We start from the raw sequence: 23,779 nt of genomic DNA on the forward strand, positions 1-23,779 counted from the left end.
TTCCGACCGGCTGCGCCCGCGACTCGATGGCGTCGCGATAGCCGACCTCGTCATGCTGCCGTCACCTGCCGTCGAAAGGTGACTTCCTCATGCCCGCCCGCAGCACATTGATGCCGGCCGTCGCCGTCCGAGGCGTTGATCCGCCCCGCCGGGTGCGTACCGCCATGCTCGCGTCCCTGACCAGCGCGGTCGTGGCGGCGACGCTGCTGGTCGCACCCGTGCCCCCGGTCGTGGCCGCCGTGGGGTCGACCACCCCGGTGCTCGGCGAGGTCGCCGCCGGGGCGGCGGCCGTCTCCTCGGGACGGCGGGTGGAGGCGACCGCCCTGCGTACCGAGCGGCAGCAGGTGTTCGCCAACCCGGACGGGACGTTCACCCTGGAGCAGTCGGTGCAGCCGGTACGGGTGCGGCGCGGGTCGGGATGGGTGCCGGTCGACACCACGCTGCGGGTCGCCGCGGACGGCACGGTGGCCCCGGCGGCGAGCGTGCTGGACATGGCGTTCTCCGGAGGCGGGGAGACGCCGCTGGTACGGATGCGCCGGAGCGGGTCGGAGCTGGTGCTGCGCTGGCCGGGCCGGTTGCCCGCGCCGGTGCTCTCGGACGCCACGGCCACCTACCCCGAGGTGCTGCCCGGCGTCGACCTGGCGGTGCGTGCCGACGCGGAGGGCTTCTCCCAGGTGCTGGTGGTCAAGTCGGCGCGGGCGGCGGCGAATCCGGCGCTCGGTCGGCTGCGGCTGTTGACGAGCGCCGAGGGCCTGGCGGTGCGGGCGGCGAGTGACGGCAGCCTGGCCGCGACGGACCCGGCCGGTGCGGTGGTGTTCCAGGCGCCGCCGCCGTACATGTGGGATTCCAGCGGCAGCGGCTCCCGGACGGTGCCGGGCGGGCGGGTCCGCCCGATGCGGGTGGAGATCGGCGCGGGCGAGCTGGCGCTGACGCCGGACCGCGAGCTGCTCAGCGGCCCGAACACCCGCTACCCGGTCTACCTCGACCCGTCCTGGTCGGGCTCGCGCACGGCCTGGACACAGGTGTGGAGCAACCTACCGGGGACGTCGTTCTACAACGGCGCCAACGACGCGGAGAAGGAGGCACGGGTCGGCTACGACGCGAACGACGGCAAGCTGACGCGCTCGTTCTTCCGCTTCGACGTCAGTGGTGTGAAGGGCAAGCACATCCTGTCGGCGACCCTGCAGACGTACGAGGTGTGGTCGTACTCGTGCACCGCCCGGGAGGTGCAGGTCTGGGAGACCAGCGGCATCTCGTCGTCGACGACCTGGCGGAACCAGCCGAGCTGGATCAGCAGGTTGGCGGCGAAGAGCTTCGCGAAGGGCTGGTCGTCGTCGAGCTGCCCGGCCGGCGGCGCGGAGTTCAGCGTCACCGCACACGTGGCGAAGGCGGCGAAGAACGGCTGGGACGCCATCACCCAGGGCCTGCGCGCGTCGAGCACGGCGGAGTCGAACCGGGATCCGCACTCGTGGAAGCGGTTCCGGAACAATCCGTCGATCACCATCACCTACAACACGGTGCCGAAGCTGCCCACGAACCTGACCACCGACGGATCGGCGACGTGTACGACCGGCTCCGGCCGGCTGGTGATCGGCACCGGCACCCCGACGCTGCGGGCCACGGTGAGCGACGCCGACAACGCGGTGAAGGCGCACTTCCAGTGGTGGCGGGTCGACGGGACGGCTCCGGTCGGGGAGTGGACGTCGGCGTCGGTGGCCGGCAAGACCCCGACCGTGGTGGCGAAGCAGATCCCGTCCGGCGCCTTCGGCAACGGCGTGAACGCCAGGTGGCGGGTACGCGCCGAGGACGGCACGGACAACAGCGCGTGGAGTTCGTGGTGCGAGTTCCGGGTCGACACGAGCCGCCCGCCGATCCCGACGGTGACCTCGACCGCGTTCCCGGACAATGCCGAGGGTGACGCGGTGATGGGCCGCAGTTCGTCGGTGACGTTCGCGGCGAACGGTGGCACCGACACCGCCTCGTACGAGTACGCGCTCAACGGCGACGCCACGGCGCTGAGCAAGAAGGCCACCCCGTCGACCGCGGGCGGGTCGGTGACCGTGACCGTCACCCCGGACCGCTTCGTCAACTGGCTGCACGTGCGGTCCGTCGACAAGGCGGCGAACCGGTCCGAGGTCGCGACCGTGGTGTTCTACGCCGCCGCGCCGCCCGGCCCGCTCGGCAACTGGTCCCTGGACGAGTCCGGTGACGGCACGGTCGCCGTGGACGGATCCGGCAACGGGCGCGACGCCACCCTGCACGGCGGTGCCACCTGGGGTGACGGCGTGTCCGGCGGTGCGTTGCACCTCGACGGCACGGACGGCTACGCCGCGACCAGCGGCGCCGTGCTCGACACGTCGAAGTCGTTCTCGGTGTCGGCGTGGACACGTCTCACCACCTCGTCGGGCAACCGGGGCGTGCTCAGCCAGGACGGCACCCACCGCAGTTCCTTCTACCTTCAGTACCTGGCGAGCAGCGACAAGTTCCGGTGGTCGTTCCCCGTCGCCGACAGCGTCGAACGGCCGGCCTACGTGACCGTCGACTCCCTGTCGACCGTGACGCAGGGCGAATGGGTGCACCTGGCCGGTGTCTACGACAAGTCCGCGGGCCAGATCCGGCTCTACGTCAACGGCGTCCTACAGGGCTCGGCGAGCTACAGCGCGGCCTGGACCGGGACGGGTCCGCTCACCATCGGCCGGGCGCTCACCAACGACACCCTCGTCGACTTCTGGGCCGGCGACATCGACGACGTCCGCGTCTACGACCGGGTGCTGCTCGCCGGCGAACTGCAGCAGGTGCCGAGGCTGACCGGGCACTGGAAACTCAACGAGATTTCCGGAACCACCGCCGCCGACTCCGCCGGTACGCGGCCGGCCACCTGGTCCGCCAGTGGCGTGGCCCGGGTCGCCGGGGTCGAGGGCAACGCGGTCGCGGTCAACGGCACCACCGGCGTGCTCACCACCGGCGGCCCGGCGGTACGCACCGACGGCAGCTACACGGTCAGCGCGTGGGTGCGTCCTGACGCGCTGGGCAAGAACGGCATCGCGGTCAGTCAGCTCGGCGGCAAGGTCGGCGGATTCAACCTCGGCTGGTCGTGGAGCGACGACTACCACGCGTACCTCTGGTCGGTGCGCAGCTCCGACCAGGACACGACCGGTTCACCGCTGCGCGAGGCGGTGGACCTGTTCGACGGCCCCACCGTCGGGGTGTGGACCCACCTGACCGCGGTGTACGACGCCCGGGCCCACCGGCTGCGCCTCTACGTCAACGGGCAGACCGTGGACGAGACCTACCATGCCAGCGCCTGGAACGCGGGCGGTGCCCTGGTCCTGGGTCGGGGGCAGGTCTCGAACGTCAGCTTCTCGCAGTGGTTGACCGGTGGGATCGACGACGTGCGGGTGTACTCCGGGGTGCTCAGCGACCAGGAGATCTTCGATGTCTACAGCGCCATCGCCAACCCGTAGTCAGCCATTGAGCATCCGGAGACCAACCGTGCGGAGACAGGGGATCATGAGGCGTCGGACCGTTGCCGGCGCAGTGGCGCTCGCGGTGCTGGCTGCTGGTCTGGCGGCCACGCCGGCGTCTGCGGCGGCTGCCCCGGCATGGCAGCGGCCCGACGTGCCGTCAGAGCGTTCGGTGCCGGGCCGCGACTTTGTGTCGCGGGCCAAGCGGGCCGACCCGGGGGCGGCCACGGTGCAGCGTGGCCCGGCGTCCGTCGGATGGCCGGCCGCCGGCGCCGCGGAGGTGACCGTGCCGGCGGCCGGTTCGGCGCGGGTCCGGGCCGGCGCCCTGCCGGTCTGGGTCGGGCGAAGCGGCGGCGGGTCGGCGGCGGTCCGGGCGGCGGCGCCGCGGACGGCCCGGGTGCGGGTGCTGGACCGTGCGGCCGCCGACCGCGCCGGCGTGTCGGGCCCGCTGGTGACGGTTTCACCCGGCGTGATCGACAACGCCGCGGCAACCACCGCCGTCCCGGCCGAGGGCCGGCTGTCCGTGCAGGTCGACTACTCCTCGTTCCGCCACGCCTACGGCGGGGACTGGGCATCCCGGCTGCGGCTGGTACAGCTGCCCGCCTGTGCCGTGTCGACGCCGGAGCGGGCGGAGTGCCGCTCGGGTACCGCGCTGCCGACCAGCAACGCGGTCAGGGAGGGACGCCTCACCGCCGACGTGACGATGGCGGCGGGAGAGGCGACCGTGCTTGCGGCGACGGCGGGGGCGGCCGGTAGCGCCGGTGACTACCAGGCGACCAAGCTGTCGGCGTCGTCGTCGTGGGAGGCCGGCGGTCCGTCCGGGGACTTCACCTGGACGTATCCCATGGACGGGGTGCCCGGCCTCGGCGGCCCGGAGCCGGACCTCGAACTCGGCTACTCGTCCGGCAGCGTGGACGGGCGCACCGCGTCGACCAACAACCAGACGTCCTGGGTGGGCGAGGGATGGGAGCTCAGCGAGGGCTTCGTCGAGCGGCGCTACAAGTCCTGCTCCGACGACGTGACGTCCACGCCCAAGCCGTACGACCTGTGCTGGGAGACCGACAACGCCTTCCTGTCGATGAACGGGCAGACGGTGGAGTTGGTCAAGGACGCCACCACGGGGGCCTGGCACCCGCGTAACGATGACGGATCCAGGGTCGAGCGGCTGACCGGCGCGACGAACGGCGACAACGACGGCGAGCACTGGAAGATCACCAGCCGCGACGGCACCCAGTACTTCTACGGGCTCAACCGGCTGCCGGGCTGGGCCAGTGGCAAGGAGGTGACGAACTCCGCGTGGACGGTGCCCGTGTTCGGCAACGACGCCGGCGAGCCGTGCCACGCGAACACCTTCGCCACGTCGTACTGCAACCAGGCGTGGCGGTGGAGCCTCGACTACGTCGTCGATCCCAACGGCAACGCGATGTCGTACTTCTACACCACCGAGACCAACTACTACGGCCGGAACCGGACCGCCACCGCCGGCACCGTCTACCACCGGGCCGGCTACCTGAGCCGGATCGACTACGGGCAGCGTGCGGACACCATGTACTCGGCGCCCGCGCCGATGCGGGTGGTGTTCGGCGTGGCGGAGCGGTGCGCGGCCGGAGCAACCTGCGGCACCGGGACGATCACGAAGGACACCGCCAAGAACTGGCCGGACGTGCCGTACGACCAGAACTGTGCCGCCGGGGCGACCTGCACCGACCTGTACGCGCCGACGTTCTGGACCCGTAAGCGGCTGGCGAGCGTGACCACACAGGTGTGGGTTTCCGGCACCACCTACCGGGACGTCGACGTCTGGGCCCTCGGCTACCAGTTCCGGGAGCCCGGGGACGGCACCTCACCGGCACTGTGGCTGGCCTCGATCACCCGGACCGGGAAGGTGGGCGGCAGCCTGACGCTGCCGGCGGTGACCTTCGAGGGTGTCCAGTTGGAGAACCGGGTCGATGCGATGGAGGGCATCCCGCCGATGTACCGGTGGCGGCTGACCGACGTCTACGACGAGTCCGGCGGCCACGTCCGGGTGAACTACTCTGGCAAGGACTGCACCCGAGCCGCCACGCCGGCCCCGGATTCGAACACCAGGCGGTGTTTCCCGCAGTACTGGACGCCGGAGGGGGCCACCGCGCCGACCCTCGACTGGTTCCACAAGTACGTGGCCGTGCAGGTGCTGGAAGACGACGTGTCGGGTGTGGCCGGCATCGAGCAGACCGACTTCGAGTACCTCGGCGGCGGCGCCTGGCACTACGACGACAACGAGCTGACCCCGGCGAAGTACCGCACCTGGAGCCAGTGGCGCGGATTCGCCAGGGTCCGCACCACGAAGGGTGCGTCGGGTGAGGTGCGCTCGCAGTCCGAGCAGCTGTTCCTGCGCGGCATGGACGGGGACCGGACCTCCGGCGGCACCCGCAGCGTCACGGTGACCGACTCCGAGGGCCGTGCGACCACGGACCACCCGGCGTTGGCCGGCTTCGCCCGCGAGGCGATCACCTACCACGGCGTCGGTGGCAGCGCGCTCGACGGGGAGATCAACGACCCGTGGATCTCCGCGGCCACGGCGACCCGCGGCACCACCAGGGCATACCTGATCGGTGTGGCGAGCCGACGCAGCCGGCTGGCGCTCTCCTCCGGCGGCTGGCGGCGCACCGAGGTGCGGACGACGTACGACTCCTACGGGTTGCCGTCGCAGGTGAACGATCTCGGTGACACGTCCACCACCGACGACGACGAGTGCAACCGTACGACGTACGCCCGCAACACGGCCAGGTGGATGATCGACTACCCGGTTCGCGACGAGCGGGTCTCCGTGCCGTGCGGCGCGACACCGTCGTACCCGGCCGACGTGATCTCCGACGTGCGTACCCTCTACGACGGGTCGACCACCTTCGGCACTGCCCCCAGCAGGGGCGACGTCACGCTGACCCAGGAGCTGGCCTCGTACTCGAACGGCACCCCGACGTACGTGCAGTCGACCCGGGCCGAGTTCGACAGCTACGGCCGCACCGTGGCCACCTACGACGCGCTGAACCAGAAGACCACCACCGCGTTCACTCCGGTGACCGGCGGGCCGGTCACCAGCAGCACCGTGACCAACCCGATGGGGCACGCGGTCACCAGGACGCTGGACCCGGCGTGGGGTCGGGAGACGGCGGTCGTCGACCCGAACGGCCGACGCACCGACATCACCTACGACCCGCTCGGCCGGGTCACCGCGGTCTGGCTGCCGGACCGCTCGAAGGCGGGCAGCGAGACGCCGAGCGCGAAGTTCTCCTACCTCGTGCGCAAGGACGCGCCGAACGTGGTGACGACCCAGAACATCCGCGACGACGCGACGTACGACGCGCAGTACGACTTCTTCGACGGCCGGCTGCGTCCGCGCCAGACCCAGAAGCCCGCGCCCGATGGCGGCCGGGTGGTGACCGACACCTTCTACGACTCCCGCGGCCTGACCGTGAAGCAGAACGAGGCCTACTGGAACGACCAGCCGGCGGGGACCACGCTGCTGACGGTCACCGACAACACCGTCCCGGCGCAGACCCGGACGGTGTTCGACGGCGACGAGCGGGAGACCGCCCGGATCACGTTGTCGTTCGGCACGGAGAAGTGGCGTACCACCACCAGCTACGGCGGCGACCGGGTCACCGTGGATCCGCCGGCCGGCGAGACCCCGACGACCACGGTCACCGACGCCGACGGGCAGACCGTGGAGTTGCGGCAGTACCTGGGGGACTCGCCGAGCGGGGCGTACGACACGACCAGGTACACCTACACTCCGGCCGGGGACGTGGCGACCGTCACCGACCCGGACGGCAACGTCTGGCGGAATCACTACGACCTGCGCGGCCGCAAGGTCACGGAGGAGGACCCGGACAAGGGCAGCACGACCTACACGTACGACAACGCCGACCAGGTGAGCACCACCACCGACGCGCGCGGTGTCACGCTCGCCTACAGCTACGACGTGTTGGGCCGCAAGACCGGCGTGTACGACGGCTCGACGGCGGGTCCGAAGCGGATCGGCTGGACGTACGACACGCTGGCCAACGGCGTCGTGGTGAAGGGACAGCCGGCCACCACCACCCGCTACGTGGGCGGCACCGCCTACCGGATGTCGGTGGACGGCTACGACGTGCGCTACCGGTCGCTGGGCACCACGCTCACGGTTCCGTCGGCCGAGGGCGCGCTGGCCGGTACGTACCGGATCAGCACCGGCTACACCGACACCGGCCTGCCGCTGCTGACCACGTATCCGGCGGTCGGCGGCCTGAGCGCGGAGACGCTGCGCTACGCCTACGACGCCGACGGCCGGCTGACGAGTGCGCAGACCAACCTGGGCACGCTGCTCACCGACGCGCTGTACACCCCGTACGACGAGCCGGCGCAGTACACCCTGGAGGCGGTCAGGGGTAAGCAGTTGGTGCAGACCTTCAGCTACGACGACGCCACCCGACGGATGACCGGGGCCCTGGTGGACCGGAACGTCTCGTCGACGCACCTGGCGAACGTCACCTACACCTACGACGCCTCGGGCAACGTCACCCGCATCGCCGACAAGCCGGCCGGCGGTTCGGCGGACACCCAGTGTTTCCGGTACGACCACCTGCAGCGCCTCACGAGCGCCTGGACGGCGACGGACGGTTGCGCCGCCGCGCCGAGCCCGTCGGTGATCGGTGGGCCGGCACCGTACTGGCAGGACTGGACGTACGACAAGATCGGCAACCGGCTCACCGAGACGAACCACAACCCGCTCACCGGCGTCGGCACCACCAGCACGTCGGCGTACCCGGCCGCCGGGCACGGTCCGCATGCGCTCGGGTCGGTGACCACCGGCGGCACCGTTAACAGCTACGACTACGACGCGGTGGGCAACACCACCGTCCGTACCGTGGCCGGCTCGACCCAGCGGCTGACCTGGGACGCCGAGGCCCATCTGGCCACGGTGACCGAGGGCGGCAAGGTCACCGAGTATCTCTACGACGGCGACGGCAACCGCCTGATCCGCCGCGACCCGGACGCGGTCACTCTCTACCTCGGCAACAGCGAGGTGAAACTGACCCGGTCCAGCGGCGTGGTGTCGGCGACCCGCTACTACCAGCTCGGCACCGTCACCGCCGTACGGACCTCCGCGAACGGGTTGTCCTTCGAGGCCGCCGACCAGGTCGGCACCGCGCAGCTCTCGGTGGACGCCGACGACCTGGCCGTGACCCAACGCCGGTATCTGCCCTTCGGCGAGCAGCGTGGCGCGCAGGGGAGCTGGCCGACGGAGAAGGGCTTCGTCGGCGGCACCGTCGACACGTCCACCGGGCTGACCCATCTCGGCGCCCGCGAGTACGACCCGGACATCGGGCGGTTCGTCTCCGTCGACCCGCTGATCGACTACAGCGATCCGCAGCAGATGAACGGGTACGCGTACGCCAACAACACGCCGGTCACGCTGAGTGACCCGGACGGCCGGTGGCGGATTCTCCCCGGCGGGCACTACTGCGACGGGTGCGGCGGTTACAACAACGAGGACAAGCCGAAAAAGAAGAAGAAGGCCAAGAAGAAGTCGGGCGGCAGCGGGAAGTCCTCCTCCGGCGGCGGCGCCCGTCACTACTGCGACGGCTGCGACTACTCCAAGCGGGCGTCGTCCTCGTCGACCACCACCCGCCACTACTGCGACGGTTGTGACTACATGCGGAGGCAGGCCGAGGCGCGGCGGCTGGCCCGGGAGTACGCGGCCAAGCAGGCCAAGGCGGCGGCCGAGCGCAAGGCGCGGGAGGCGGCGCGGGCGGCGAAGCAGAAGAAGTGGAACGACTGCGTCGCGGTGTACGGTCAGGCCCGCAACGCGAAGTGCGGCCCCAATCCGGCCAACGCCGGAAAGAAGTCCAAGGGGAGCATATTCTCGTACCTCAAGCCCCGGGTGTTCGCTGAGTGGCAGGTGTGCCTGGGGCACCACTGCGGCAAGGTGAAGATCCAGAACGGCAAGACCAAGATCGGGTACGCGTACCAGACCTCGTTCTCCAAGCCCTCGGTCGACACTCTGCTCAACGGCCTGTTCCCCCGTCTCGGGTACTCGAACCTGCCCGGCGACCGTCGCGAGAAGCAGAGCACGAGCGTGTCGGTCGGGCGGTACGCGGCGGGCTGGGGCATCCGGGAGAACGGCACTCCGAACCTCGACGACTGGGAGATCAAGATCAGTACGAACCCGAGGGGTGGCTGGATCGGAACGGGAGGGTTCAACGTCTCCTCCACCCGGTCACTGTTCACGCTGCGCTGACCCGGTCCGTGGGAACGGTGGATGGCCTCGGCGTGAACGGTCGAGGTCATCCACCTCCGGTTCCGGCCCGTGCTCTTCCGCGGTGTCGTCGACCGGGACATGATCGTCCGGTGCGACCGCGGCCAGACCCCCGATTCGCCCTGCTGGGCCCGCTGCTGCTGCGTGGTGCCGCCGGCCCGGTGGCCATGCCCGGCGTCCGGCGCCGCGTGGCCCTCGTCACGCTGCTGCTGCGCGCCAACCAGGTGGTGCCCCTCGACGACCTGATCGACAACCTGTGGCCGGACCGACCGCCCGCCACCGCCCGGGACCAGGTGGTCAACGTGATGTCCGCGCTGCGGCGCCTGCTCGGCACCGCGGCCGGCCCCGCCGGATCCGCGGCACTGGTCACCCGGCCCACCGGTTACCTGCTCCGGGTCGAGGCGGACGACCTGGACGTCGAGCGCTACCAGCGGCTGACCCGCGACGCCGACGCTCATGCGGCGGCGGGCCGCCTTCCGCAGGTCGTGACGGCGCTGCGGACGGCCCTGGCGCTGTACCGTGGTCCGGCCCTGGCCGACGTGCCCGGCCGATTCGCCGTCGCCGAGGCGCGCCGGCTGGAGGAGCTGCGGCTGGTCGCGGTGGAGAGACTGGTGGAGGCCGAGTTCGCGCTCGGCCGCCATCGCGACGTCGTGCCGGAACTCGGCAGGCTGGTCGGGGAGCACCCGCTGCGGGAACGGCTGCGCGGGCAGCTCATGGTGGCGCTGCACGCGGTCGGGCGGACGGCCGACGCCCTGGAGGTCTACCGGGCCGGCCGTCGGCTGATGGTGCGGGAGCTGGGGCTGGACCCGAGTGCCGAGCTACGCCGGCTCGAACAGACCATCCGCGCCGACGCCGACGCCGACGCCGACGCCGACGCCGACCGGACCGGCGTGGCGCCGGACGGGTCCCGGCGGGTCGAGGTCCCCGCCCAGCTGCCGCCGGACATCGCCGACTTCACCGGCCGCACCGGCGAGGTCACGACGATCCGTCGGTGGCTCAACCGGAACGGCCCGGGACGGACCGGCACCGCCGTCCCGGTCGTCGTGGTCACCGGGCCCGCCGGCATCGGCAAGAGCGCGTTGGTCACCCGGGTGGGACACCTCGTCCGTGCGGACTTTCCGGACGGGCAGCTCCACGTCGCAGTCGGCCGCGCCGACACCACCACCGTCCTGGCCCGGATGTTCACGGCGCTTAACCTGCCGCCCGGTGCGGTGCCGGACGACCTCGACGGTCAGGTACGGCTCTGGCGGTCGGTGACCTCGGCGCGCCGGCTCCTCGTTGTCGTGGAGGACGTCGCGGCGGCGGCGCACGTCCGCCCACTGCTGCCCGGCGGCGCCGGCTGCGCGGTCCTGATCACCAGCCGGCGACACCTGGCCGGGCTGGACGGTGTGCACCGGATCCGACTGGACGTGCTCTCTGCCGCCGACTCACTCGGCCTGCTGGGCGCCGTCACCGGCCGGGAACGGGCCACCGCCGAACCGGCGGCGGCCCGGCGGATCGTCGACCTGTGCGGGCGGCTGCCCCTCGCGCTGCGTGCCGCGGCGACGAACGCGGCCTCGGGTGAGCGCCGGCTGGCCGAGCTCGCGGACCGGTTGGCCGACCCGTGGCGACGCCTCGACGAGCTGCGGGCCGGCGCGGTCGACGTTCGCGCCGCGCTCGGGTCGGCCCTGGCCGACCTGCCGCCCGGACTGGCACGGGCCGCGCGGTCCCTCGTCGAGCTGGACCCGGCGCCCTTCCCGCCACGGTCCGCCGCCGAGATGCTCGGGGTGGGCCGGGCACGTGCGGAGGACCTGACGGACCAGCTTGTCGAGTGGGGAATCCTGGAGTACGTCCCGCCGCGGCCACCGCTACCGCCCCGTTACCGGTTTCCTGACCTGGTCCGGTTGTGTCTGCGGGAGCAGTCCAGGGCCGGCGGTGCTTCCCGCCACGTCGCCCGGAACGGGCCGGCTGTTCACACCTCCGGCGCCTGACCGGCCGCCAGACTCCGGGGCGACCGCTCGCGCAGATACAGACGGGTCAGCGTGGGCAGCCGGTACCGCGTCGAGGCGGCGTCGTGGGCCGGTACCAGGACGTGGTGGCGTACCAGCGGGTCAAGCAGCTCCTCGGCGGTCTCGACCGAGCTGCCGAGCACCGCCGCGGCCGCCCGGGACGAGACGTCGGGGCCGCCCCGCTGGGCGAGTCGCCGGGCGAGCAGCTCCACCCGGGGCGGCAGACACCGTACCGCCGACTCCAGCGTCGCCCGTACGTCGAGGTCCTCGACGCGCAGTTCGTCGAGGCGGCGCCGCGCGGGGGCGAGTCGTCGCGCCAGCGTCGTCAGCGACCAGTGCGGCCGGGTGGCGAGCCTGGCGCCGGCGATCCGCACCGCCAGCGGCAGCCGCCCGCAACAGTCGACGATGCGCGCGGCTGCCTGGGACTCGGCGGCCACCCGGTCCGGGCCCACGATGCGGGCCAGCAGTGCCAGTGCCTCGTCGGCGGGGGGCGCGTCGATCGGCACGTGTCGGACGCCGGCCGACCCGGGCGGGCGAAACCGGCTGGTGACCAGCACCGCGCAGCCCGGTCCGCCCGGGTGGAACAGCCACCCGTCGCCCGGGTCCGCCGCGTCGTCCACCACCACCAGTACCCGCCTGCCGGCCGTGACGGCGCGGAACATCCGTACCTGCTCGGCGATATCGGCAGGGATCGTGGCGGGCGGCACCCCGAAGGAGGCGACCAGGCTCGCCAACGACCGCGCTATCTCCCCGGGGCCGCCGCCGTGCAGCGCGACGTGCAGCTGACCGTCCGGAAAACGGTCCCGCAGCAGGTGTCCCAGGTGCGTCGCGAGCACACTCTTGCCCACTCCGGGCGGGCCGGTGACGGCCACCAACGGCGTGCCGGGACCCGCCTCGTCGATGGCCCGCCGCACACCGTCGATCTCCGGACCGCGACCGGTGAAGTCGCGCAGGTCGGCCGGCAGTTGTGCCGGCTGGGCGGGCAGTGCCGGCGGGGGTGGCACCGGCCACGCCGACGGCAGCGCGGTCCGGTGTCGGGCCGCGGGCTCCCGGGTGGTGGTCACCGGCGACGTGTCGTTCACCTCGGCGATCGAGTGGACCACGGTGTCGGCCAGTAGCGCCTGTTCGATCCGCCTCAGCTCCGTACCCGGCTCCAGACCGAGCTCGGCGACCGTCAACCGGCGACCGACCCGGTACGTCTCCAGCGCCTCGGCCCGGCGCCCCACCGCGTGCAGCGCGATCATCAACTGTCCGCGCAGCCGTTCCCGTAGCGGATGTGCGGCGACCAACTGGCTCAGCCGAGGTACGAGCTGCCGGTGCCGCCCCGACGCGAGCTGCGCGTCGAAGAGCTTCTCCATGGCCCGCAGCCGAAGCTCCGTCAGACGTTGCGCTTCGATGGACGCCTGCCCGCTCGGCACCCCGGTCAGCGGGTGCCCCCGCCACAGCGACAACGCCGACTCCAGCAACCCGATCGCGTCCTCGCGGCGGTCGACGGCCAACGCCCGGTCCGCCTCCCCGAGCAGCGACTCGAAGCGGTGCGCGTCGAGCTGCGCGGGAGCCAGCCGTATCAGGTAACCCGGCCGTCGGGTGAGCAGCACCTCAGTGGCCCGCGGCGTTCCCGCGTCCCGCAGCAGCCGGCGCAGGCCGGCGACCACGATCGGGACCTGTTCCCGGGCGGTGGGTGGAACGTGGTGCGGCCACACCTGGTGGATGATCTTCTCCATCGGCACCACCGTGTTCGCCCGCAACAGCAGGGTGGCCAGGACGACGCGTTGCCGCGCCCCGGGCGGTGTCACCGGGCTCGCGCGACCCTGGATCTCCAGCGGGCCGAGAATGCGGAACGCCACCGTCGTACCGCCGGCGCCGTCGTCGCTGGCGGGCGGCGAGGGTACGCCTGCCGTCTTCGTGTTGATGCCGACCACCCTGTACCGATCCGGAACGACCGTCCGAGTGACCGGACTGCCGTCGGCCGATCAGGACGCGGTCACGGTAGGGGCCGCCGCTCCGAAGACTCTCCGATGTGCACACCACACCCGGGCCAGGGGTGAACGGATACCGACGTGCGGCTTACCACCAGGTGTCGGCGGGGTTGGCTGTCGCACCGGTGACGTCCGCGACCACCGGTGCTGGGCGACTCCGGCCGGGGCCGGGCCGACAGATGTTCACGGTGTAACGGTGTGCTCCGAGATTTCTCCTGGTAACGCGGGGCTTTCCGGGTCGCCGGGTTTCCCGGGGCCGCCGTGGGGTCGTTGCCGGCGGGTCGCCCCGGCGTCACTTCCCCGCGCCGTGCGAGAATTCCGGCATGAAGCCTCAGGCTGTCACCACGCCGGAGATTCCGACCGGCAATTCATATGTGCCCGCGATTCAGATTTCCACGCCGGGTCGTCTGGTATTCGTCAGTGGTCAGGTCCCGGAACGGGCCGACGGCTACGTTCCCGCGGATTTCGCCAGCCAGTGCCGTCTGGCCTGGGAGAACGTGCTGACCACGCTGCGCAGCGCAGACATGGACGCGCACAACCTGGTCAAGGTCACCACATTTCTTAGCGACCGACGGTACCGCGAGGAGAACAGTCGCATCCGGGACGAGTTCCTGAAGGACCACCAGGTCGCCCTGACGATCATCATTACCGGCATCTACGACCGACGTTGGCTGTTGGAGATCGAGGCGGTCGCCGCCGGCTGACCCGCGTGGGGGTGTCTCCACCGCCGGTGGAGACACGCCCACGGTCGCGGTCGGTCCGTTACCGGAGATAATCCCCGAAGCGCAGGAAATAGTCGACGGCGCGTACGGGTGGTGCGCCGTCGGCCTGGACCTGGAGCAGGATCACCCCACGTGCGTCCGGATCGCCCGGCTGCCCGCAGGCGACCGCCACACCGTCCTCCGCGGCCTTGATGATCCGCCCCGGCGTGCCGCCGTGGGCCCGTTGTGGCTGGCTGGCCGCCTTGATCCAGAGCCGTAGCCCGTCGTGTGTCGTCCAGGCGTTCACGAACGGGTCGGACTGGCCCCGGATCAGGTTGTAGACGCTGGTGGTGCTCGCCCCCCAGTCGATCCGGGTGTCCGCCTCGCCGATGCGGTGGTAGAACGACCCGCCGGTCTGCGGCTGCGGCTCACCAGGATGCCCCTGTTCGACCAGTTCCAGCGCGCGCAGCGTGACGGGTACGTACTCGGCGAGGAGATTGTTCAGCACATACCCGGCCGAGTCGTGCGGACCGATCTTCACCACCTTGCGGGTGATGACCGGCCCGGTGTCGAGTTCCCGGTCCATGTAGTGCACGGTCAGCCCGGTCTCCGTCTCACCGTTGCGGATCGCCCAGTTCACCGCGCCGAAGCCGGCGTACCGGGGGAGCAGGGCGTCGTGCACGTTGATCGCGCCCCGGTGCGGGATCGACAGCACCTCCGCGGGTACCCGGGTCCGCCAGTTGGTCGAGAGGATCACGTCGGGTCGCGCCTCGCGCAGCCGCTCGTGCAGCTCCGGCTCGCGGGCGTGGGCGGAATACCACACCGGGACGCCGAGCTCACCCGCGACCAGCTCGACGTCCGGTTCACCGAGCCCGGAGAAGTCGGCCCGGTGGGTCACCACCAGCACGACCTCGTGTTCGGCCAGCACGCCCCGCAGGACGTTCGCGCCGAGTTCGCCGTACCCCAGAAACGCGATCCTCACGGGGCCGGTACCTCGCTCGCCATGGCCTGCACGGTGTCGTCACCGGCCGGCCGGGGACGACGGCCGGCACGGAACCGGACCGTGTTCACCCGCAGCCATCCGGTGGCGTCGTGCTGGTCGAAGACATCGTCCGCCTCGAAGGTGGCGAAGGCGGCGTCGTAGCGGCTGTGTGGCGAGCTGCGTCCGACCACCTGGACGTTGCCCCGGTAGAGCAGCAACGACGCCTCCCCGGTCACCGACTGCTGGCTCCAGTCGATGGCGGTCTGCAGCATCAGCCGCTCCGGGGCGAACCAGAGACCGCGGTAGACGAGGCTGGCGTACCTCGGCATCAGCTCGTCCTTCAGATGCAGCACCTCGGGGTCGAGTACCAGCGACTGCACCGCCCGGTGCGCCTGCCAGAGCAGTGTGCCGGAGGGCGCCTCGTAGATGTTGCGGGTCTTCATGCCGAAGATCCGGTTCTCCACGATGTCGAGGCGCCCGATGCCGTGCCGTTGGCCGATCTCGTCCAGGCGCTGCAGCACGCCGGCCGGCCCGAGCTTGACCCCGTCGACGGCGACCGGATTGCCGGCCTCGAATGCGATCCGGACGGTTTCCGGCTCGGCCTGCGCGTCGACCAGGTCACGGACCCGGGTCAGCAGGCCGGGCGGGGCGGCCTGGGCCGGGTCCTCCAACGCCTCCCCCTCGTACGAGGTGTGCAGCAGGTTGGAGTCGATCGAGTAGGGTCGTTCCCCGCTGCTCAGGTCGACCTCGATGCCGTGCTTCTCGGCGAAGGCCAGCAGGTCGCTGCGGGACTCCAGTTCCCACTCCCGCCACGGGGCGATCACCCGGATGTCGGGTCGCAGCGCACCGTAGGTGAGTTCGAAGCGGACCTGGTCGTTGCCCTTGCCGGTGGCGCCGTGCGCCACCGCGTCGGCACCGACCTCCTCGGCCAGCCGCAGCTGTGCCGCGGCGATCAACGGACGGCCGATGGAGGAGCCCATCAGGTACTGACCCTCGTAGAGGGCGTCGGCGCGGTACATCGGGAAGGCGTAGTCCCCGGCGAACTCGTCCCGCAGGTCGACCACCCGGATGTCGTCGGCGCCGAGCCGCTCGGCCTTGCGCGCCGCCGTGTCCAGCTCCGCACCCTGGCCGAGGTCGGCGATGAACGCGGTGATCGGGCACTGGTAGCGCTCGCGGAGCCAGACCAGGACGACGGAGGTGTCCAGTCCGCCGGAGAACGCGAGCACGATCCGGCGTGGATTGGGTCGTTGCCTTCCGGACACCTCGATCACTCTCCCGTCAGAGCCGGGTCGGCCCACAGATTGTCCATGGTCTCGTGCGACATCGGACGGCGTAGGTCGGCGGCCGACGCGTAGCCCATGTTGATTATCTTCCGTTGTCCATTCTGTACCGGGTAGACGCGGTGCAGGGTGGTGTCGGTCCGCATCAGGTAGAGGTCGCCCGGGAAGAGTTCAATGGAATAGATGGGGCGGGATACGAGCGTCTTGTTGATCTGTGGGTCGTTCTTGTTCCAGGTGGTTCCCGGTACGCACTGGACGAACCCGCCGTCCTGTACGGGTGGGCATTCGAGCACCCATACGAGAGCGAAGCTGTAATCGTCCCAGTGCCAGCCGTGGGTGTCCCCGTCACGTTCCAGGTAGGTGATCACGAACTGTTCCGGCTCGTAGGGGCAGAGCAGGACCTGTTCGCCGGCGACCTGACTCATCGCGCGCAGCAGCGGTTCGGCGGAGTAGAGCCGCTTGATCACGTTGCCGTACTCGGCGATCTCGGCGCGGCGGACGTTCCGCATCCGGCGAGGGCTGTAGTCCGTCTCCTTGAACTCCAGGTCACGCCGTACGCTGGCCCCCTCGATGAGCCGGTTGACCTCGTCGGCGACGGCGTCCTTGACTGTCTGTGGCGCCAGGAACGGCACCTTGGCGTAGCCAAGGTAGGAGAAGTTCCGGCGGGCCTGCGCGACGGCGTCCGCAGAGATCCGTGTCTCGACGTGCTGGTCCAGTTCCTTGATCAGATAATCCGGATCGTGCACAGACTTCCCCCTCGTCCGGTGGTCGGCGGACATGCGTAATGGAAAAGCTGGGGTAGGAATTGATGGGCAGCCTTCATCTGCCGCCGCCAGCTGGGCTGCCGGGCGGGTCCAGATCGTTGTTCCGCCCCGGTGGAATAATAACCGTCACCAAGATTGTTTTCAATGGGTATCTGGCTCGTAAATATTGTGTCCGGATGCTGCGGTAATGTCTGATGGGCCGGTGGCGCCGAGTTGTTACCGAAAGACGTCGAGATTATTGTGGAAAGGAAGCGAAAAACGCCCGGACGTCGACGTGGCCGGCGACGGGGTAGATGCGGGGTCTGATGGCGGGCGTCCATTCGCGTACACCATCAGGAAATGTTTGTGGCGTCGGTGTCGCGTGCCCGGCGGTCCACGTCCCGCAACGGGGCGAAGTGCCTGCCCGGGTGAGCCCGTGATCATCAGGTGGGTCGACCACCGGTCCTGCGGGTGAGCGTGGGCCGGGCCGCCGCGGAACCACTGCGTCGCCGGACCACCGCGGCCACCTCGGCCACGGTCTGCGCGGTGTACAGGTCCGCCACCCTGACCTCGGCCGCGAACCGACGGCTCAGCCGGTTCGCCACCTGGATAGCAGCGAGAGAACCACCTCCCAGGTCGAGAAAGGACGACTGTGCTGTCGGCCGCTCGGGCAGGCCGAGGACGTCGGCCCAGACCTGCGCCACGACGTCGGTCACCTCGTCGGCGGCCCCCGGACCGCCGCTGACGGCCCCGGCGTCGCCAGCGGCGTCCGGCCCCGGTCGTCCGGCGACGCCCGGTTCCGACACCGACACCGCCGCCTCCAGAGCCCGACGGTCCACCTTGCCGTTGACGTTCACCGGCAGCGCGTCCAACACGGTGAGTTGCGCCGGCACCATCGTCGCCGGCAGCCGTTCCACCAGGTGTCCACGCAGCCGGTCGGTCAGGCCGTCGAGGTCGACTCCGGGCCGGGCGACGACAAAACCGGCGAGCGACCGGGCCCGACCGTCGGCAGCCCTCCGGGGCACCACCACCGTGTCGGCGACAGCCGGATGCTCCCGCAGCACGGCCTGGATCTCGCCCAGCTCGATCCGCACACCGCCGATCTTCACCTGCTGGTCGAGTCGGCCCAGCAGCTCGACGTCGCCGTCCGGACGCAGCCGGGCGGCGTCACCGGTGCGGTAGAGCCGGCCACCCGGTGGTCCGAACGGGTCCGGGACGAAACGCTCGGCGGTGAACCCTGCACGGCCGTCGTACCCCCAGCCGACACCGACACCGCCGAGTACCAGCTCACCGACCTGGTCCACCCCGGCCAGCCCGCCGAACCCGTCGACGACGTAGGCGGTCTGATTGGCCAGCGGGTGGCCGTACGGCACCGACCGCCAGCCGTCGCAGGCGTCGGTGACCTCGTAGACCACACTGTCCACCGACACCTCGGTGGCGCCACCGAGACTGACCACCCGGCAGTCGGGGAAGAGCCGCCGCAGCCGGGCCGGCTGGTCCACCGGAATCCAGTCGCCGCCCAGCAGGAAGAGGCGGAAGCGCCCCATCGCGCGGTCGCCGACCGTCCGCAGGTAGATCTCCATCGAGGACGGGACCGAGTGCCAGACCGTCGCACCCTCCCGGTCGGCCAACTCGGCCCAGTGCCGGACGTCGTACTCCAGGTCGCGGTCGGGCAGCAGCACGGTCGCACCGGCGGCGAGGGTGCCGAGGATGTCGTAGACCGACATGTCGAAACTCGGGGACGAGACGACCAGGCTGCGGTCGCCGGGACCGAGGGCGAACCGGGAGTTCAGGTCCTCGATCATGTTCACCCGGCCACGGTGGTCCAGGAGCGCGGCCTTCGGCTCTCCGGAGGAGCCGGAGGTGAAGATGACGTAGGCCAGGTCGTCCGGGGCGACCGCGGCCGGGGCGGCGGCCGGGGTTCCGTCGACCGGATCCGACACGCCCAGCACGAGCGGGTCGGCCCCGAGCCCACGGGCCCGGTCGGCGTGCCGCTCCTCCGCGACCAGGTCGACGACCGCGCCGAGGCGGTGCAGCGTGGCCAGACGCGCCGGGGGCAGCCCCGGGTCGAGCGGAACGTACGCGGCACCGGCCTTCAGCACGCCGAGCACCGCGACCACGAACTCGGCGCCACGGGTGGCGAGCACCCCGACCCGCCGGTTGGGGCCGGCTCCCCGCGCGACGAGCGCCGCGGCCAGGGCGGCGGCCCGGGCGTCCAACTCGGCGAAGGTGAGTCGGACCTCGCCGTGCACGACCGCGGTCTCCGTGGGGTACCGGGCGGCGGCCTCCTCGACGAGGCGGTGCAGCAGCGGTGTCGGATGCTCCGGGCGCCCGGTGGCGTTCACCCGCGCGATCAGGTCCCGTTCACCCGGTGTCAGGATCGGTACCAGGCCGACCGGCGTCTCCGCCGCCGTCCGGGCGGCGTGTACGAACGCGAGGAGATGGGCGAGCACCCGGTCCGGGCCCTGGGGGTCGACCGGGGAGTCCGGGCCCTCCCAACGCAGCGAACCGTCGGTCAGGACGAGCCAGGGCTGGCGTTCGTCGTCGGGCTCGCCGGTTTGCGGGCGTAGTCGCAATGTCCCCTGGATGTCGCCGCCGCCGGCGGCTCGGCGGGTCGTCCGGACCGCCTGTCGGATGGCGGACAGCGTGGGACCGAGCGCCGAGTCGACGGGTCCGAGGGCGGAATAGGGCAGGCGGAGGTCCTCGCGTCGGTCCTCCCCGCGCAGGGTGAGGTGCAGATCCCGCGCCGTGCCGTAACGCAACAGCAGCGCCGCCAGGGCGGTCACCAGTTCCTCGCCGGGATCGCCAGCCTCGGGGGCGGGCATCGGCCGGGGTGCGCCACGGAAACCACCACCGGGCCACCAGAGCAGCGGGAGGAAGGGATCGGAGCGCTGCCCGGCCAGGGGGGGAGCGGTGTCCGGCCCGGTGGTACGGGCCGGCTCCGGGCCGTCCGGCCGGGCCATGGCCGGGAGATCGGGGTGTCCGGGCTCCGCCGGTGCCGTGGGGGGGAGGGGCGTCAGATCGGTCCAGGCGCGTTCGACGTACGCGAGTGCCGCGGCGAAGTCCGTCGGCTCGCCCTCGGCGGACCAGCCCGCCGGCAGTTGCCGGCCGAGTGGCCACACCGAACGCTGGCCCCGGGCGTTGAGTACGACCTGAAACGTGCCGGAACCGTCGCCGAACAAAACGCCTCCCCCGTGCGAGCCGAACCTCGCTGTCCCCGCGCGACGAACCCGCCCGTGCCGACCGCCGCCGCGCCGGGTCCGAAACGACCCGGGACCTCCGCCGCCCCCGCCTGGCCCGACGGGGCCGACGACCGGCCCGCGACACGTGTCTGACGGGCCGCGTCTGCGCCGCGGGCAGGGAGTGCACCGGATTCCGGCGACCACCCGGACCGAGTGCTCCGACGCGGACCGGCGTCCGTGCCGTGACGAGTATCGCCGAAGGGCAGTATGGTGTCAGCCGCGATTCGCGTCAATACGGATGTCGCATTCCCGGGGGCCCTCGCGTGCTGTCCGGCCAGCCATGGAAGATCAGCTGGGGACAGCATGTCGTACCCACCCTCCGGATGCCGTCGATGATCTTTCTTATTGCTGTTCCGCGCGGACCGAGATGATCAGGTAATCGACTCCGGACGTTGTCCGCGGGGCCTCGGGTGGCTGTCGCGGGTCGTGCGAGGTGGTTGCGGAATACCGAAAAACCGCAGGTCGCAGCCGTGGTCGCGGCCTTTGTGACCAGATTTGTGCCGGATGGGAACCGACGGTGGGTCAGTTGTTGATCCGATCTTGCCGTAACTGTCGTATGTCTGCTGGTCGCCGTTCTGTCGGAGGTCCGAGTGATGACGGGACGGGGGACTATGCCCGAATATCGCGGAACCGATCCGTCGCTTCGTGCCTATAGACTCTCGCTCGGCTATCGCGCAGAATGGGGGGCCGATGACTCTGGACGGCGTGCGCTCAAATAGCGCTTCACCTGGCAGTCTGAAGGATTTCCAGCACCTCGCGTTCGAGGAGTTGGCACAGCGCGATCCGGAGCTCTTCACGCTGCTCGAACAAGATCTGCACCGGCAGAGCAACACCCTCATGATGGTCGCGGCCTCCAGCGTCGCACCGCCTCCCGTACTGGCCAGCGCCGGTACGGCGCTGGGCAACATCACCGCCGAGGGATACCCCGGGGCCCGGTACCACGCGGGTTGCGAGGTCGCCGACGAGGTCGAACGGATCGCGGTCCGACGCGCCCGCGCCGCGTTCGGCGCCCACCACGCGAACGTGCAGCCGCACTCCGGCAGCTCCGCCAACCTCGCCGTGCTGTTCAGCCTGATGCGGCCCGGCGAGACGATGCTCGCGCTCGACCTCGACGCCGGCGGGCACCTCACCCACGGGGCCGCCGCGAGCGTCACCGGGCGCTACTTCGACGCCGTCCACTACGGACTCGACGAACACGGCCGGATAGACCTGCCGGCCGTACGCGAACTGGCCGAGCGGCACCGTCCCCGGGTGATCGTCTGCGGCGCCAGCGCCTACCCACGTACGCTCGACTTCGCCGCGTTCCGCCAGATCGCCGACGCCGTCGGCGCCTGGCTGGTCGCGGACGTGTCGCACATCGCCGGCCTGGTCGTCGCAGGACTCCACCCCAGCCCGATCGACCACGCGCACGTCACCACGACCAGCACCTACAAGCAGCTCTACGGCCCCCGGGGCGGTCTCATCCTGCTGGGCGCCGACCACGACACCCCGGTCCGCCCCGGTGGACCGACCCTGGCCCAGGCCCTCAACCGCGCCATCTTCCCACTCAGCCAGGGGACCCCCAACCTCGCCGCGGTCGCGGCCAAGGCGCACGCCCTCGGACTCGTCACCACACCGCAGTTCCGGGAACTCGCCGAGTTGATCGTGGCGGATGCCGCCGCCCTGGCCGACAGCATGTCCGCCGAGGGCTTCGCGGTGCTCTTCGGCGGCACCGACAACCACATGGTCCTGGTCGACCTGGTCAGTCACGGGCTGACCGGCACCGTCGCCGAATCCGCCCTGGAGAGCTGCGGCATCGTCGTCAACAAGAACCGGATCCCCGGCGACACCCGCCCGCCCACGGTGGCCAGCGGGATGCGTCTCGGCACCAACACCCTCGCCCAGCGTGGAATGGGACCGGACCAGATGCCGGTGCTCGCCCGGCTCCTCGACCACATCCTGTGCCACGTCAAACCGACCAGTGACGAGTCGTACCAACTCGACCCCGACGTCCGGGCCGAGGTCCGGCGGACGGTGGCCGAGCTGTGCCGACGGTACCCGCTGCCGGGTTATCCCCTGGCGTCCTGACTGTCCGCCCGGCCGCCGTGGCCACGATCGATCCCTTGTACGACGAAGGTGGGGGAATGGACCAACTGACGAATTCGCCGTTGTCCTTCGGACAGGAGGCGCTCTGGTTCATCGAGCAGTTGAGCCCGGGCGGCTCGTCGTACAACGTGCCCCGGGTCTACCGGCTACGCGGCGCGGTCGACCTGGCCGCGCTGCGGGCGGCGCTCACCGTCGTCGTACGTCGGCACGAGGTCCTGCGAACCGTCTACCGGGCCACGGACGGCGTGCCGCACCAGGTCGTCCTCCCGGCCGGGGTCGAACTGCCGGTCACCGACCTCGCCGACCTGCCGGCGGCCCAGGCCGCCGAGCGGGCCATGCGGGAGGCGGCGGAGGAGGCGCGCCGGCCGTTCGACCTGGCGGCCGGTCCGCTGTTCCGGGCCCGGGTGGTGCGGCTCGCCGAGGCGGAGTACCTGCTCTGTCTCACCATGCACCACATCTGCACCGACGGCTGGTCTCTCGGGGTTATCGCCGAGGAACTCTCCGAGGCGTACGCCGCCCTGGCGGCCGGTCGGGAGCCGGCGCTGCCCGAACTGCCGGTGCAGTTCGGCGACTTCGCCGTCTGGCAGCGGGAGTGGCTGCGGGGGGACGCCCTCGAACGCCGACTCGGGTACTGGCAGGAGCGGCTGGCCGGGGTGCCCGCCCTCGAACTGCCCGCCGACCGGCCCCGCCCGCCGGTGCCGTCGTTCTCGGCGGAGGCGTTCACCGACCGCCGGGACGCGCGGTTCTGCGCCCGGCTACGCGCCTTCGCCCAGGAACACGGGGTGTCGCTCTTCGTGGTGTTGGCGGCGGCGGTGAAGGTGGTGTTGTCGCGGTATTCGGGTCAGGACGACGTGGCGGTCGGTGCCACGGTGCTCGGCCGGGACGAACCCGAACTGGAACGTCTGGTCGGTTATTTCACGAATCTGGTGGTGTTGCGGACGGATCTTTCGGGGGATCCGTCGTTTGTGGAGTTGTTGGGGCGGGTTCGTGATGTGACGTTGGGTGCGTATGACAATGAGGTGCCGTTCGAGAAGG

The 23,779-nt window shown here is 71.1% G+C and carries 11 protein-coding genes; 6 read left to right on the plus strand and 5 right to left on the minus strand.

Annotation, left to right across the window (positions count from 1 at the left end; genetic code table 11):
• The first annotated feature begins 89 nt into the window (after positions 1–89).
• The 3 genes from ABGB05_RS23865 to ABGB05_RS23875 all read left to right on the plus strand — a co-directional run bounded on the left by ABGB05_RS23865 (position 90) and on the right by ABGB05_RS23875 (position 11,714).
• Positions 90–3,464, plus strand: coding sequence for a LamG-like jellyroll fold domain-containing protein (locus ABGB05_RS23865; protein ID WP_347655700.1), 3,375 nt, complete (start codon positions 90–92; stop codon positions 3,462–3,464).
• Between the two features lie 46 nt (positions 3,465–3,510).
• Entirely contained in the window at positions 3,511–9,726 is a 6,216-nt protein-coding gene (locus tag ABGB05_RS23870; protein WP_347655701.1) for an RHS repeat-associated core domain-containing protein, read from the plus strand.
• Positions 9,727–9,836: 110 nt separating this feature from the next.
• Entirely contained in the window at positions 9,837–11,714 is a 1,878-nt protein-coding gene (locus ABGB05_RS23875; RefSeq protein WP_347655702.1) for an AfsR/SARP family transcriptional regulator, read from the plus strand.
• Here the strand turns inward: ABGB05_RS23875 and ABGB05_RS23880 are convergent.
• Positions 11,696–13,654, minus strand: a complete 1,959-nt coding sequence (locus ABGB05_RS23880; protein ID WP_347655703.1) for a BTAD domain-containing putative transcriptional regulator — start codon at positions 13,652–13,654, stop codon at positions 11,696–11,698. The two genes, ABGB05_RS23875 and ABGB05_RS23880, sit on opposite strands and share 19 nt — an antisense overlap.
• A 380-nt stretch (positions 13,655–14,034) precedes the next feature.
• On the opposite strand from ABGB05_RS23880, the gene ABGB05_RS23885 reads away from it, so the two are divergent.
• Entirely contained in the window at positions 14,035–14,415 is a 381-nt protein-coding gene (locus tag ABGB05_RS23885) for a RidA family protein (RefSeq protein ID WP_347655704.1), read from the plus strand.
• Positions 14,416–14,473: 58 nt separating this feature from the next.
• Here the strand turns inward: ABGB05_RS23885 and ABGB05_RS23890 are convergent, their stop codons facing one another.
• The 4 genes from ABGB05_RS23890 to ABGB05_RS23905 all read right to left on the minus strand — a co-directional run bounded on the left by ABGB05_RS23890 (position 14,474) and on the right by ABGB05_RS23905 (position 20,599).
• On the minus strand, positions 14,474–15,394 hold the full coding sequence (locus tag ABGB05_RS23890; RefSeq protein ID WP_347655705.1) for a methionyl-tRNA formyltransferase: 921 nt from the start codon (positions 15,392–15,394) through the stop codon (positions 14,474–14,476).
• A complete protein-coding gene (locus ABGB05_RS23895) occupies positions 15,391–16,656 on the minus strand; it encodes an argininosuccinate synthase (protein ID WP_347655706.1) in 1,266 nt (421 codons plus the stop codon). The genes ABGB05_RS23890 and ABGB05_RS23895 overlap by 4 nt, the downstream gene beginning before the upstream one ends.
• Positions 16,657–16,661: 5 nt before the next feature.
• On the minus strand, positions 16,662–17,420 hold the full coding sequence (locus tag ABGB05_RS23900) for a hypothetical protein (RefSeq protein WP_347655707.1): 759 nt from the start codon (positions 17,418–17,420) through the stop codon (positions 16,662–16,664).
• A 440-nt stretch (positions 17,421–17,860) separates the two neighbouring features.
• Positions 17,861–20,599 (minus strand): amino acid adenylation domain-containing protein, encoded by a 2,739-nt coding sequence (locus tag ABGB05_RS23905; RefSeq protein WP_347655708.1) that lies wholly within the window; start codon positions 20,597–20,599, stop codon positions 17,861–17,863.
• Between the two features lie 750 nt (positions 20,600–21,349).
• Here ABGB05_RS23905 and glyA point away from each other — a divergent pair.
• Together glyA and ABGB05_RS23915 are read left to right on the plus strand one after the other, a co-directional pair.
• Positions 21,350–22,726: a serine hydroxymethyltransferase gene (gene glyA / locus ABGB05_RS23910; RefSeq protein ID WP_347655709.1), complete on the plus strand. Its 1,377-nt coding sequence runs from the start codon at positions 21,350–21,352 to the stop codon at positions 22,724–22,726.
• 56 nt (positions 22,727–22,782) lie between these two features.
• A partial coding sequence (locus ABGB05_RS23915; protein WP_347655710.1) for a condensation domain-containing protein occupies positions 22,783–23,779 on the plus strand: 997 nt, incomplete at its 3' end.

It is taken from the genome of Plantactinospora sp. B5E13, assembly GCF_039871775.1.
Lineage (GTDB): Bacteria > Actinomycetota > Actinomycetes > Mycobacteriales > Micromonosporaceae > Plantactinospora.

Bases quoted from the DNA above. Each gene is read 5' to 3' on its own strand.
- ABGB05_RS23865 (WP_347655700.1), top strand. From the start codon at position 90: ATGCCCGCCCGCAGCACATTGATGCCGGCCGTCGCCGTCCGAGGCGTT.
- ABGB05_RS23870 (WP_347655701.1), top strand. From the start codon at position 3,511: ATGAGGCGTCGGACCGTTGCCGGCGCAGTGGCGCTCGCGGTGCTGGCT.
- ABGB05_RS23885 (WP_347655704.1), top strand. From the start codon at position 14,035: ATGAAGCCTCAGGCTGTCACCACGCCGGAGATTCCGACCGGCAATTCA.
- glyA (WP_347655709.1), top strand. From the start codon at position 21,350: ATGACTCTGGACGGCGTGCGCTCAAATAGCGCTTCACCTGGCAGTCTG.